The 13,590-nt window shown below is 66.9% G+C and carries 12 protein-coding genes; 10 read left to right on the forward strand and 2 right to left on the reverse strand.

The window, feature by feature from the left end; genetic code table 11:
- The first annotated feature begins 14 nt into the window (after nt 1-14).
- From M1M07_RS05310 to M1M07_RS05345, 8 genes are all read left to right on the forward strand, one after another.
- Nucleotides 15-1,394, forward strand: a complete 1,380-nt coding sequence (locus tag M1M07_RS05310) for an SRPBCC family protein (protein ID WP_248673506.1) — start codon at nt 15-17, stop codon at nt 1,392-1,394.
- A gap of 32 nt (nt 1,395-1,426) precedes the next feature.
- Entirely contained in the window at nt 1,427-3,253 is a 1,827-nt protein-coding gene (locus M1M07_RS05315) for an NAD(P)/FAD-dependent oxidoreductase (protein WP_248673507.1), read from the forward strand.
- 39 nt (nt 3,254-3,292) lie between these two features.
- A complete protein-coding gene (locus tag M1M07_RS05320; RefSeq protein ID WP_248673508.1) occupies nt 3,293-4,243 on the forward strand; it encodes an SDR family NAD(P)-dependent oxidoreductase in 951 nt (316 codons plus the stop codon).
- Complete coding sequence (locus M1M07_RS05325; protein ID WP_197255518.1) at nt 4,233-5,939, forward strand: thiamine pyrophosphate-binding protein; 1,707 nt, start codon at nt 4,233-4,235, stop codon at nt 5,937-5,939. Before M1M07_RS05320 ends, M1M07_RS05325 begins: the two co-directional genes overlap by 11 nt.
- A gap of 81 nt (nt 5,940-6,020) precedes the next feature.
- Entirely contained in the window at nt 6,021-7,451 is a 1,431-nt protein-coding gene (locus M1M07_RS05330) for an aldehyde dehydrogenase family protein (RefSeq protein WP_248673509.1), read from the forward strand.
- A gap of 45 nt (nt 7,452-7,496) precedes the next feature.
- Nucleotides 7,497-8,324: a TauD/TfdA family dioxygenase gene (locus tag M1M07_RS05335; RefSeq protein ID WP_248673510.1), complete on the forward strand. Its 828-nt coding sequence runs from the start codon at nt 7,497-7,499 to the stop codon at nt 8,322-8,324.
- The gene (locus M1M07_RS05340) at nt 8,321-9,064 is read left to right on the forward strand and encodes an SDR family NAD(P)-dependent oxidoreductase (RefSeq protein ID WP_248673511.1); all 744 of its coding nucleotides are present in this window, start codon (nt 8,321-8,323) and stop codon (nt 9,062-9,064) included. The genes M1M07_RS05335 and M1M07_RS05340 overlap by 4 nt, the downstream gene beginning before the upstream one ends.
- Nucleotides 9,048-9,722, forward strand: coding sequence for a carboxymuconolactone decarboxylase family protein (locus tag M1M07_RS05345; protein WP_248673512.1), 675 nt, complete (start codon nt 9,048-9,050; stop codon nt 9,720-9,722). The genes M1M07_RS05340 and M1M07_RS05345 overlap by 17 nt, the downstream gene beginning before the upstream one ends.
- 34 nt (nt 9,723-9,756) lie before the next feature.
- On the opposite strand, the gene dapA is transcribed toward M1M07_RS05345, so the two are convergent.
- On the reverse strand, nt 9,757-10,701 hold the full coding sequence (dapA, locus tag M1M07_RS05350) for a 4-hydroxy-tetrahydrodipicolinate synthase (RefSeq protein WP_248673513.1): 945 nt from the start codon (nt 10,699-10,701) through the stop codon (nt 9,757-9,759).
- Between the two features lie 70 nt (nt 10,702-10,771).
- Between dapA and M1M07_RS05355 the strand changes: the two genes are divergently transcribed.
- On the forward strand, nt 10,772-11,668 hold the full coding sequence (locus M1M07_RS05355) for a LysR family transcriptional regulator (protein WP_197250263.1): 897 nt from the start codon (nt 10,772-10,774) through the stop codon (nt 11,666-11,668).
- Nucleotides 11,669-11,914: 246 nt separating this feature from the next.
- A complete protein-coding gene (locus M1M07_RS05360; RefSeq protein WP_197250264.1) occupies nt 11,915-12,367 on the forward strand; it encodes an SRPBCC family protein in 453 nt (150 codons plus the stop codon).
- Nucleotide 12,368: 1 nt separating this feature from the next.
- On the opposite strand, the gene rlmN is transcribed toward M1M07_RS05360, so the two are convergent.
- Nucleotides 12,369-13,478, reverse strand: coding sequence for a 23S rRNA (adenine(2503)-C(2))-methyltransferase RlmN (rlmN, locus tag M1M07_RS05365; RefSeq protein WP_197250265.1), 1,110 nt, complete (start codon nt 13,476-13,478; stop codon nt 12,369-12,371).
- Nucleotides 13,479-13,590 lie beyond the last annotated feature (112 nt).

Genomic DNA, 13,590 nt, shown 5'->3' on the forward strand with positions numbered 1-13,590 from the left:
AGGAGAAGGCTCACATGACCGACACAGTCGACAACATCCAGGAAACCTCCGAAGCAGCAGAACCACTCTCGACGCCCCTAACGATCGGTGTCGAGGCGTACCTGTCCGAGGACTACGCCCGCGCCGAAGGCGACCGACTGTGGGCGAAGGTGTGGCAGCAGGTGGGCCGTGTCGAGGAACTCGTCAAGGTCGGTGATTTCCTCACCTACGACATCCTCGACGACTCGATCATCGTCGTTCGGACCGGTCCCGACACCCTCCGCGCGTACCACAACGTGTGCTCGCACCGCGGACGCAAACTCGTCGACACCCCGGACGGTGCCCACGAGGCGCGCGGCTGCGCCAGGCAGTTCGTGTGCGGATTTCACGGCTGGCGTTACGACCTCGACGGCAACAACACGTTCGCGGCCGAGCGGGACGACTGGAAGGGGGCGCTCACCGACGAGCGGTCGCGACTGGTCGACGTCAAGGTCGACACGTGGGGCGGCTGGATCTGGATCAACATGGATCCCGACTGTGAACCATTGCGCGACTACCTGGAACCGGCGGCGTCGCTGCTCGAGCCGTTCGAACTTCACAACATGCGTTACCGCTGGCGCAAATGGCTTGTGTTCGAATGCAACTGGAAGGTCGCGCTCGAGGCCTTCATGGAGACCTACCATGTGCCGTACACCCACCCGGAGTTCATGAACTTCGGGAACTTCCTCGGGTGGTCGCGGGCGCAGGGCAAGCACAGCAACATCGGCTACGACGCCCCCAAGGGCATGGACGAACAGCAGGCGAAGCTGCGCGTGGGCAACGGCCCCGACGCCCGGAAGGCCACGATCGAGCTCCAGAACTTCACGTGGGAGAACGCCAACACCAACACCACCCGCACCCTCGTCGACGCCGCACAGCGGCTGCTCGACGAACTACCCGAGGGCACTCCCCCGGACCAGGTGCTGCGGCACTGGCTCGATTCGGCGCGCCGTGACGACGCGGCGCGCGGGGTGATCTGGCCGACGGTCGACCCCCAGACCGTCGCGAAGAGCGGAACCGCCTGGCAGATCTTCCCGAACTTCCAGATCGGGCACGCGGTCAACAACATGCTCTGCTACAGCGCACGCCCCTACGGCTACGATCCGAACAAGTGCATCTTCGAAGCCGCTGTGTACGAACTGTTTCCGGCCGGCGAGGAACCGGAGACCGAGTGGGAGTACACCCCCGCCGACGATTCGGGGTGGCGCACGGTGCTGCCGCAGGACTTCTCCAACATGGCCGCCGTCCAGCAGGGCATGAAGACGCGCGGCTTCTCGGGCCCGAAACCCAACCCGTATCGCGAGCGCAGCGTCGTCAACCTGCACCACAATCTCGCCACCTACATGGGCACCGGCGCACCCCGCGACCTCGCCTGACCACCGATTTCCCACCAACCGAGGACATTCACATGGAACCCTGCGCCCCTTCGCAGACACCCGAGGTCGATCAGGAAGCACTGCACCGGAAGTATCTCCTCGAGCGCGACAAGCGCCTTCGCTCCGACGGCCAGCAGCAATATCTCGAGGCAGACGGCGAGTTCGAAGAGTTCTACACGGGAGACCCACATCTCCCGGTCGAGCCCCGCGAGCCGATCGTCGGGGAGATCGAAGTGGTGATCCTCGGCGGCGGGTTCAGCGGCCTGATCGCCGCCCACCGGCTGAAGGAAGCCGGCGTCGAGGACTTCAGGATCATCGAACTCGGTGGCGACTTCGGTGGCGTCTGGTACTGGAACCGCTATCCGGGCATCCAGATCGATTCGGACGCTTACTGTTATCTTCCTCTGCTCGAGGAAACCGGCTACATGCCGAAGGAGAAGTTCTCCAAGGGCGACGAGTGCTTCGAGCACGCTCAGCGCATCGGAAACCACTTCGGGTTCTACGAGCACGCGATCTTCCACACCCTGATCCGGTCGCTGGAATGGGACGAGGAGATCAGGCGATGGCGGATCGGCACCAATCGCGGCGACGAGATCGCCGCCCGATTCGTCGTGATGTGCCAGGGCCCGTACAACCGCCCGAAACTCCCGGGGATCCCCGGCATCAAGGACTTCAAGGGGCACACCTTCCACACCGCCCGCTGGGACTACGAATACACCGGCGGTGACCTGCACGGTGGACTCGACAGGACCGGTGACAAGCGGATAGCCGTCATCGGCACGGGTTCCAGTGCAGTCCAAGCAATTCCGCACCTGGCCCGCGGAGCCAAGCACCTCACGGTCTTCCAGCGGACTCCGTCGTACATCTTCGAACGTGCCAACTACCCGACCGATCCGGAATGGGTGAAGAGCCTGAAGCCGGGCTGGCGGGCGGAGCGGCAGCGCAACTTCCACAACGCCGCGTTCGCGTTCTACAACCCGGGCGAGCCCGACCTCATCTGCGACGGCTGGACCGAGGTCGCACGCAATCTGGCCGCGAAGCTCAACGAGACCAACGGATGGGCCGCCCTCGCCGACCCCGTCAAGTTTCTCGAACTCAAGGAGATCGAGGACTACAAGGCGATGGAGCGGTTGCGTCAGCGAGTCGAATCGATCGTCGAGGACCCGGAAACGGCGGAGAAACTGAAGCCGTACTACCGCAACATGTGCAAACGGCCGGTCTTCAACGACGAATACCTGCCCACCTTCAACCGGCCGAACGTAACCCTGATCGACGTCTCCGAGACCAAGGGGGTCGAGCAGATCACCGAGAAGGGCATCATCGCGAACGGTGTCGAGCACGAATTCGACTGCATCGTCTTCGCCAGCGGATTCGAGATCACCACGGCCCTCGAGCGCCAGTTCGCCATCGCACCGTTCACCGGACGCCAGGGAACGTCGCTCTACGACCACTGGGGCAAGGGATTCCGCACACTGCACGGGATCATGGCGCACAACTTCCCGAACCACTTCGCAACCGGATTCGTCCAGGGCGGTGTCACCGCGGCCACGACGCTGATGTTCGAGCAGCAGGCCGACCACATCGCGTACATCATCAAACAGGCGCAGACCCGTGGTGTCACGCTCGTCGAGCCGACCGCGGAAGCCGAGGAGGGATGGGTCCAGACCATCCGTCAGTACTCGGTCGACAACAGCAAGTTCACGATGGAATGCACTCCCGGCTACTACAACAGCGAGGGCGAACCGAACGGACGGTCCTTCCTCGGAGATCCGTTCTGGGGCGGCTTCTACGAACTCACCGAACTGCTCGAGAACTGGCGTAGTACAGGTGAGCTGGAAGGCCTGGTGTTCGAGAAATGACCGGCCGACTCGACAGACCCGCCGTGAGAGGAGCGTGCGGTGCCTGATCTGCGATTCGATGGCCGCGTCGCGGTGGTCACCGGCGCCGGCCGGGGGCTGGGGCGTGCGTACGCACTGTTGCTCGCGTCGCTGGGCGCGAAGGTGGTCGTCAACGACACCGGTGCGGCGATCAGCGGTGAGCGCACCGACAACCGTCCCGCCGACGACGTCGTGCGCGAGATCGTCGCAGCCGGAGGCGAAGCCGTCGCCTCCACCGACACGGTCGCGACGGCCGAGGGCGGCAAGGCGATCGTCGATGCGGCCGTCGATCGGTACGGCCGCATCGACGTCCTGATCCACAACGCGGGCAACAACCGGTACGCGCCGCTCGCGGAGATGAGCTACGAGGACTTCGACGCCGTGCTCGACGTGCACCTGCGCGGTGCGTTCCACGTCGTACGCCCGGCGTTCCCGCTGATGTGCGAGGCCGGTTACGGGCGGATCGTGCTGACGTCGTCGATCGGCGGCCTGTACGGCAACCATCGGGTCGCCAACTACGCCGCTTCGAAGGCCGGCATCATCGGGTTGTCCAACGTCGCCGCGATCGAAGGCGCCGAGCGCGGCGTCAAGTCCAACGTCATCGTGCCGGCGGCTCTCACGCGGCTGGCCGAGGGCCTGGACACCTCGCAGTATCCGCCGATGGATCCAGAGCTGGCGGCGCCCGCCGTCGGCTGGCTCGCCCACGAATCCTGCTCGATCACAGGAGAAATGCTCGTTTCGATCGCGGGCCGGATCGCCCGGGCATTCGTCGCCGAGACACCCGGCGTGTACCGGCCGTCGTGGACGATCGAGGAGGTCGGCGAGCAGATCGACACGATCCGCGACACGGGTGATCCGTGGATCCTGCCGACCCTGTCCGGTCACGTCGACCACATCGTCAGAAGCTTTGCGACCGCCTCCGGCGTCGATGCCGGCGCAGGCGTACGGAAGGGAAACACGTATGTCGGTTAAGGTCTACGAACGCATCCTGGACCTGTTCGAAGCCGAAGGTATCAACACCATCTTCGGGATCCCGGACCCGAATTTCGTCCACCTGTTCCACACCGCCGAGGAGCGCGGTTGGAACGTCGTGGCCCCACATCACGAGGAGTCCGCAGGCTTCATGGCCGAAGCCGTCTCCCGCATGACCGGCAAGGCCGCGGTGTGCATCGGCACGCTCGGCCCCGGCATCGCGAACCTGGCCGGCGCCATCATGTGCGCCAAGGTCGAGAACTCCCCCGTGATCTTCCTCGGCGGGCAGCGCGCCCGCATCACCGAACAACGGGTACGCCGGGGACGCATCCAGTTCGTGCAGCAGGAAGCGCTGATCGAGAACTCCGTGAAGTACAGCGCCAGCATCGAATACGCCGACCAGACCGACGAAGTCATCCGTGAGGGTCTGCGCAAGGCGCTGTCGGGCACACCCGGTCCGGTGTACATCGAGTACCCGTCGCACATCATCCAGGAGGAGCTCGACGTCCCGCCTGTCCTACCGCCCGAACGGTATCGGCTGGTCGGCCAGACCGCAGGCGCGGACCGCATCACCGAGGCAGCCCAGCTGATCAGGGCCGCGAAGCAGCCGGTGCTGCTCGTCGGGCACGGCGTGCACACCGCCCGCGCCGGTGAGTCCGTGCGCCGCCTCGCGGACCTGATGGCGTGCCCGGTGATCCAGACGTCCGGCGGCACGTCGTACATCGAGGGACTCGAGGACCGCACCTTCCCGTACGGGTTCTCGCCGGCGGCGATCGAGGCCGTCGTCGAATCGGACCTGTGCCTGGCGATCGGAACCGAACTCGGCGAGCCGGTCCACTTCGGGCGCGGACGGCACTGGCTCGCGAACGAGGCGAACCGCAAGTGGCTCTACGTCGAGCAGGACCCGGCCGCGATCGGCGTGAACCGGCCCATCGACGTCCCCCTCGTCGGTGACCTGCGGGCGGTGGTCCCGCAGCTCGTCGACGCGCTGAAGGACACCCCGCGCACCGCGACGCCCGAGCTGGCCCGCTGGATCAGGCAGGACGCCGAGCGCCTCGCCGAGCTGGCCGAGACGGCGCCGTCCGGGCGGACGCCGGTGCATCCGGCGCGCCTGATCGTCGAGGCGACCAAGGACTTTCCGAAGGACGGCATCATGGTCCGCGACGGCGGCGCCACCACGATCTTCGGCTGGACGTACTCGCAGGCCAAACCGCACGACGTGATGTGGAACCAAAACTTCGGGCACCTGGGCACCGGCCTGCCGTATGCCGTCGGCGCGGGTGTCGCCGACGGCGGCAAGCGGCCGATGATGCTCATCACCGGCGACTCGTCGTTCCAGTTCCACATCGCAGAGCTGGAAACCGCAGCGCGACTGAACCTTCCGCTGGTGTGTGTCGTCGCGGTCGACTACGCGTGGGGCCTCGAGGTCGGCGTGTACAAGCGCACCTACGGGCACGGCTCGCTCGAGACCGGCGTGCACTGGAGCACCGAGACCCGCTTCGACAAGGTCGCCGAGGGGTTCGGCTGCTACGGCGAATACGTCGAGAAGGACGAGGACATCGCGCCCGCGATCAAACGGGCCTACGCGAGCGGCAAACCCGGCGTCATCCACGTGGTCGTCGACCCCAAGGCCAACTCCGAGGAGATGCCGAGCTACGACGAGTTCCGCACCTGGTACGCCGAAGGGCAACAGTGACAACTGCTCCGAACCACCGCACCCCGAACCCGCACACCCCGAACCACAGTGCCGAAACGACAACGGAAGGACCCGTCGGCCATGCGTGAGTACGACAAGTTCTACATCGGCGGACAGTGGGTCGCGCCCGCCGGCACCGCCCGGATCGACGTCGTCGACCCCGCGACCGAGCAGGTCGCCGGATCGGTGCCGGCCGGCACCGCCGCCGACGTCGACAAGGCCGTCGCGGCCGCGCGGCGAGCATTCCCGTCCTGGTCGGCCGCCGATCGCGACGACCGGATCGCCGTGCTGAAGCGGATCCTCGAAGTCTTCACCCGCCGGGTTCCCGATCTGGCGGCCGCGCTCACGCAGGAGATGGGCGCCCCGGCCGCACTCGCCGGGGGCTTCCAGATGAATCTCGGTCTCGGCCACCTGACCACCGCGATCGAGGTTCTCGAGAACTTCACCTTCGAGGAGCAGCGCGGAGCCACCCGGATCGTGAAGGAACCTATCGGGGTCTGCGCCCTGATCACGCCGTGGAACTGGCCGCTCAACCAGATCGCGGTCAAGGTCTTCCCCGCGCTGGCGACCGGCTGCACGATGGTCCTCAAGCCGTCCGAGCAATCGCCGTTCACGGGGCAGATCTTCGCGGAGATCATCGACGAGGCGGGCGTACCGGAGGGCGTGTTCAACCTGGTGCAGGGCGACGGACCCGGTGTGGGACGGGCACTGTCGGGCCACCCCGACGTCGATCTGGTCTCCTTCACGGGATCGACCCGGGCCGGCATCGACATCGCGATCAACGCGGCGCCCGGCGTCACGCGCGTGACCCAGGAACTCGGCGGCAAGGGCCCGAACATCATCCTCGACGACGCCGACTTCGCCGAGAACGTCGGCAAGGGCGTGGGCACCATGATGCTCAACTCCGGGCAGACGTGCAGCGCCCCGTCGCGCATGCTCGTTCCGGCCGAGCGCATGGCCGAGGCGATCGAGGTCGCGCGGGCGGCTGCCGAACAGGTCACGGTCGGAGATCCGAACGGCGATTTCGTAATCGGACCGGTCGTGTCGAAGGCACAGTTCGACAAGATCCAGAACCTGATCCGCACCGGCATCGACGAAGGCGCCACGCTCGTCGCGGGAGGTCCGGGCCGGCCGGACGGGCTCGAGGTCGGCTTCTACGTCAAGCCGACGGTGTTCGCAGACGTGAAGAACGACATGACGATCGCCCGCGAGGAGATCTTCGGCCCCGTCCTGACGATCATCGGGTACGACAGCATCGACCACGCCGTCGAGATCGCCAACGACACCGAGTACGGGCTGTCCGCGTTCGTCGCCGGCGCCGACCCGGAACTGGCCCGCTCGGTCGCGCGGCGGCTGCGGGCGGGATCCGTTGCCATCAACGACGCCTTCGACTTCTGCGCCCCGTTCGGCGGTTTCAAGAAGAGCGGCACCGGTCGCGAGTGGGGCGAATTCGGCTTCCACGACTACCTCGAAGTCAAGGCGATCCTCGGCTACGAGCCCCAGCAGACCTGATTCCGCCGGGCACGGCAACCCGGCGGCCCACGAGTGAGGACATCCATGCCCACCCTTGCCACGAAGAAACTCGCCGACACCATCGGCGTGGAGGTACTCGACGTCGACGTCGAGCGTCTGCTCACCGACGAGACCGTACCCGGTGCACTGCTCGACCTGCTCGAGCAGCACAGTGTGCTGCTGTTCCGGCAGTTGCACATCGACGACGACGCGCAGGTGAAGTTCTGCCGGCGCCTCGGCGAGCTCGCGTTGTTCCCGAAGTACCGGATCCCCGAGATCATGGAGATCAGCTTCGAACCCGACAACCCGAATAGGGAGTACTTCGCGAGCAACGACTACTGGCACATCGACGGGGCTCTCGACGAGATTCCGGCCAAGGCGTCGGTGCTCTCCGCCCGGGTCACCGCAGCGGAGGGCGGCGAAACCGAGTTCGCGAGCACCTACGCGGCCTACGACGCGCTGACCGACGAGGAGAAGGAGCGCTTCGCGACGCTGCGCGTGGTGCACACGTTCGAAGCCATCCAGCGTCTGACCTACCCGGATCCGACTCCGGAACAGATCCAGGAGTGGGCCTCGCGCGCGGTGCGGGAACTGCCCTTGGTGTGGGAGCACGATTCGGGGCGTCGTTCGCTGGTGTTCGGTGCGACCGCCTCGCACATCGTCGGCCTCGACGTCGACGAAGGGCGCAAGCTGCTCGCCGATCTCGAATCACGTGCCACTGCAGACGATCTGGTGTATCGGCACGAGTGGTCCGAAGGGGACATGGTCATCTGGGACAACACCGGGCTCGTGCATCGGGCGTGCCCGTTCGATCGGGGGAAGCCTCGGCGGATGCACCGATCGACGCTGCTGGGCACGGAGGCGATCAGTTGAGCGGGCGGACAGCGATCGTCACGGGCGGCGGATCCGGCATCGGCGAAGCGATCGCGCGACGCCTCGCCGCCGACGGCGACACCGTCGCGATCTTCGATCTCGATGCCGCCTCGGCCGACGCGGTGGCGGCGGGCATCGAGGACGACGGCGGCAAAGCCTTGGGGCTGCGCGTCGACGTCACCGACCGCGGAGCGATCGAGGCGGGGGTCTACGAGGTCCGCGCCCGCCTCGGCCGACCCACGATCCTGGTCAACAATGCCGGGCTCAGCCTGGATTCGCCGTTCCTCGACATCACCCCGGAACTGTGGGCGCGTTCGATCGCGATCAACCTGACCGGCACGTTCGACTGCTGCCAGGTCGTGCTGCAGGACATGATCGCAGAAGGCTGGGGACGCATCGTCAACATCTCGTCGTCGAGCGTGCACAGCGGCTCCCCGGGTCTGGCCGGGTACGTGTCCGCGAAGTCCGGAGTGGTGGGACTGACCAAGGTTCTCGCGCTCGAATTCGGCCGGCACGGCATCACCGTCAACACGATCCCACCCGGGTTCATCGATACCCCGATGCTGCGCCGAACCGTCGAGAAGGGGTTCGTCGACCTGGACGCTCAGACCGCGAGGACGCCGGTCGGACGGATCGGCCGGCCGTCCGATGTCGCTGCGGCCTGCGCGTTCCTCGTCGGCGAGGAGGCCGGATACATCACGGGCCAGGTGTTCGGAGTCAACGGTGGCCGCAACACCTGACGAACCGGTGTGCCTTTCCGGCGGTCCTGACCGCCACAAAGACACACCGGCCGGAACCGCGCGCATTCCCGCTGCCGCTGTAGCGGACTGGGCTCCCGAATTCGTGCAGTACGTCCGGGCGTTCCGCTCGTCCGTCGCGAGCGCCCCGACCGAGGAGGGACGTGCCTCCGGCTCGAATCTTCTCGGCACCCTCGCCCGCCATCCCGGCCTGGCCACCGCGTTCCTCGGCTTCAACAATCACCTGTTGCGCGGGACATCCCTCTCCCCCCGGTGGCGTGAGCTGCTCGTGCTGCGGGTCGCGCACCGTCGCAACTCGGACTACGAGTGGGCTCAGCACGTGCTGCTGGCCCGCAAGGCCGGGATCACCGAGGCCGAAATCTCCCTGGTTGCGGACGATGGCGGTGCGGAACCCCTCATCCCGCTGGAACGGTCGATGCTCACCGCAGTCGACGAACTGCTCGACGACGGCGCGATCGGCAGCCGGACGTGGGCGATCCTGTCCGCAGAGCTCGACGAACATCAGCTGATGGATCTCGTCTTCACCGTCGGCGCCTACTCGACGCTGGCAATGGCGTTGCGCTCGTTCGGGATCGAGCCCGAGGACGAACTGCTCCCCCACCTGCCGTCCGCAACCGACGGCGGGGGCGTGCCCCGCTGATCCGCGGCGTTCATCCTGGCACCGCGCCGCCGACCTACCTGCTACCCTGCCCTGTTTTCCGAGCGAATGTATCGCTCAGTCGATTGAAGGAGACGAACGGTACATTCGCTCGGAAACGGTGGATCGCTGCGGTGTCCTCGAACGGCAGCAGCGGCAGTCGGACGCACGGCGTGGAAATCCTTCCCTGCGCGTGGAGCACCGCCTTGATGACGGTCGGGTTGGGGCCGGACATGAGCGCCGATACGGGACCGACGAGCCGGTTGCCCAGGTCCCGCGCCTGCTCGACCCGCCCGGCGCGCCACAGCCGGAACAGGTCGGCGAATTCGGCCGCGTAGACGTTGGCGGTCGCCGCGATCGCTCCCGCTGCCCCCATCGCGAACAACGGTGAAACCAGGGTGTCTTCACCGGCGAGAACCGAGAACGGATCCGGACGCTCGGCGAGCAGGCGCGCGGTATCGGTATCGACCGCACCGACGGCCTGTTTGATGCCGACGATCCGCGGATGTTCCGCCAGCCGCACGATCGACTCGCAGCCGAGTTGCTGCCCGGTGCGATACGGCACGTTGTACAGGACGATCGGCACCGGGCTGCGGTCGGCGACGTGCTCGAAGTGCGCGACGACACCGGCCTCGGTCGGGCGCGTGTAGTACGGCACCACCACCAGCGCGGCTGTGACATCGGGCTGCTCCCCCAGCTCGTCGAGGGCGCGCACGGTGCCGGCCGTGTCGTTGGTTCCGGCGCCGACGAGCAGCGGTACCCGCCGCTCGCGGCACACCGCGGCGCAGATCCGCACCACCTCGCGGCGTTCCTGCGGACTCAGCGACGCCGCCTCGGCCGTAGTGCCCAGTGCGACGAGTCCGGCGGCGCCGTCGTCGATCACGATGTGCGCGAGGCGCTCCAGATCCGCGAGGGCGATCTCGCCGGTGTCGGTGAACGGGGTCACGAGCGGGACGAGCATTCCCGAGGGGTGGTAGGTCATGTGCCCAGCCTCGGCCCACAAAGGCTGTAGGTCCAGTTACTCTTCATGACGCAATACGTAAGCTGAACTGATGCTCGATATCCGCAAACTCCGTCTGCTGCGCGAACTCGCCCACCGCGGCACCATCGCGGCGGTCGCGGAAGCGCTGTCCTACACCCCGTCGGCGGTCTCGCAGCAACTGTCCGCCCTCGAACGCGAAGCCGGCCGTCCGCTGCTGATCCGCACCGGTCGTCGCGTGCGCCTGACCGCGGCGGGAACGGTTCTCGTCGAGCACACCGAGGTGATCCTGGCCGACCTGGAACGGGCGTCGGCCGCACTCGCGGCGAGCGAGACCGGGCTGACCGGATCGGTTCGCCTCGGTGCATTTCCGACCGCGCTGCGGACGATCGTGCTCCCCGCTCTGATCGAGCTGCGACGCACCGAGCCGGGACTGGAACCGACGCTCACCGAGGTCGACCCCGCCGATGTGCCGGATCTGCTCCGCGGAGATCACCTGGACATCGCGCTCGTCCACGAATACGACAACGTGCCGTCCACGATGGGCGCGGGGATCGAACTCGAACCGCTGCTCGACGAAGCCGTGTACCTCGCGTCGCAGACCGCTCCGGAGGTGCCCGCGGACGCCGCGATCGGCAGCCACGCCACGAGCCGCTGGATCGTCGGCAACCCCGGCACGCTCTGCCACACCATGGCGGTGCGCAGCTGCCGGAACCACGGTTTCGAACCTCGGGTGGCCCATCGCATCGACGACTTCGCCGGTGTGCTGCAACTGGTTGCGGCCGGCGCCGGAGTCGCGCTCGTTCCGCAACTCGCCGTGACCGACGTGCCCGAGGGCGTGATTCTCACAGCCCTGCCGATCGGCCGGCGGACCCGTATCGCGTACCGCGCCGGTAGCCGGTCACAGCCGATCCTCGCCGCCGCCGCATCCGAATTGCACCGCGCTGCACAGTCTTTCCGAGAGGAATAGAAGAGTCGGGAAACGTCTCGAATCCGCATATTGCTGGAATAAAACAACTTTCGATTTACAGGTCCGGTATCGGCAACTGCGCCAACGGATCAGAACGTTCCCGGCAATCCGCTCGAAACCGACGCCATCACTAATCGAATTCCCTTTGTACCTTTGCGATTTCGACAGCTAGCCACCGGGGACACCTGGGGTACAAGGGCGTAGGAATTGCGCGAATCAACTGTCATCACTCGGGAAGTGATCATCATGCCGGTTACCGAAGAATCCGTCGTCATCCCCCGCCCCGTTTCGGAAGTGTGGGATTTCCTCATCGAGGCGCACAATTGGCCGTCCTGGGAATCGTCGATGCTCGAATGCGAACAGATCACCGACGGGGACGTCGAGGTGGGCACCCGCTGGCGCGGGGTCAGCCGTGTCCTGGGAAAGCGTGTCGACTGGGAGTCCGAGTTCACCGAGTATCGACCGCTGAAGGCCACCACAGCCAAGTCCGTGGACGGCAACAAGGTGGGTTTCAGCGCGAGCACGAAGTTCGAGGAGGCAGACGGCGGAACCCGGTTGACCTATCGTCTCGAGACCGAGAGCGGGCTCGGAGGAATCTTCGGAAAGCTGGCCGACCCCATCGTCAGCACGGCGTACTCGCGTGTGGTGCGCGCCAGCCTGGACAACCTCTCCGACCTGCTCACCGCCGAGCAGGAGTGAGTCAGCCCTCCGCCGCGAGCTGACCGCAGGCCGCCGCGATCTCCTGACCGCGGGTGTCGCGCACGGTGCACGAGACGCCCTGTGCCTGCACGCGCCGCACGAACTCGCGCTCGACGTCCTTGGGGCTGGCATCCCACTTGCTGCCCGGAGTCGGGTTGAGCGGGATCAGGTTCACGTGCACGAGCGGACCGAGCGCCTTGTGCAGCTTCTTGCCGAGCATGTCGGCGCGCCACGGCTGGTCGTTGACGTCCCGGATCAGGGCGTACTCGATCGACACCCGGCGACCGGTCTTGTCCGCGTAGTACCGCGCCGCGTCGAGCACCTCGGAGACCGACCAGCGGTTGTTGACCGGCACGAGCGTGTCGCGCAGTTCGTCGTCGGGGGTGTGCAGCGAGACGGCGAGCGTGACGTGCAGGCCCTCGTCGGCGAGTCGGCGGATCGCCGGGGCCAAGCCGACCGTCGACACGGTCACCGACCGCTGCGACAGCCCGAGGCCCTCCGGCGCCGGGGAGGTGATGCGGCGAACCGCGGCGACGACCCGCTTATAGTTCGCGAGCGGCTCCCCCATCCCCATGAACACCACGTTCGACAGCCGGCCCGGTCCCCCGGCGACGTCGCCGTCGCGCAGGGCCGCGGCCGCGGCTCGGACCTGATCGACGATCTCCGCTGTGGACAGGTTGCGGTTCAGTCCGCCCTGCCCGGTCGCGCAGAACGGGCAGGCCATGCCGCAGCCGGCCTGGCTGGAGATGCACAGGGTCGCCCGGTCCGGGTAGCGCATGAGGACGCTCTCGAGCAGCGTGCCGTCGCCGGCCCGCCACAGCGTCTTGCGCGTTTCCCCGCCGTCGCATGCGATGTGCTTGACGGCAGTCAGCAGCGGCGGGAACAACGCCTCGCCGACCTTCTCCCGCATCGCCGCGGGCAGGTCGGTCATCTTCTCCGGATCCGCCTCGAGCCGCCCGTAGTACTGGCGGGCGAGCTGGTCGGCGCGGAACGCGGGCAGCCCGAGTTCGCGCACCGCCTCACGCCGCTGCTCGGAGTCGAGGTCGGCGAGGTGACGCGGGGGCATACCGCGCTTGGGCGCATCGAAAACCAGGGGCAGGGAAGAAGCCATAATCACCGATTATCCCATGATGCGGGCGCTGCCCCGGTGTGCGATCGGTAACGGCGACTGTGCCCGGTCGGCCCCGGTGCCCCAAACCGCGAGACTGGCGCCCGAAACCGCG

Source organism: Rhodococcus sp. HM1, assembly GCF_023218075.1.
Classification (GTDB): Bacteria; Actinomycetota; Actinomycetes; order Mycobacteriales; family Mycobacteriaceae; genus Rhodococcus.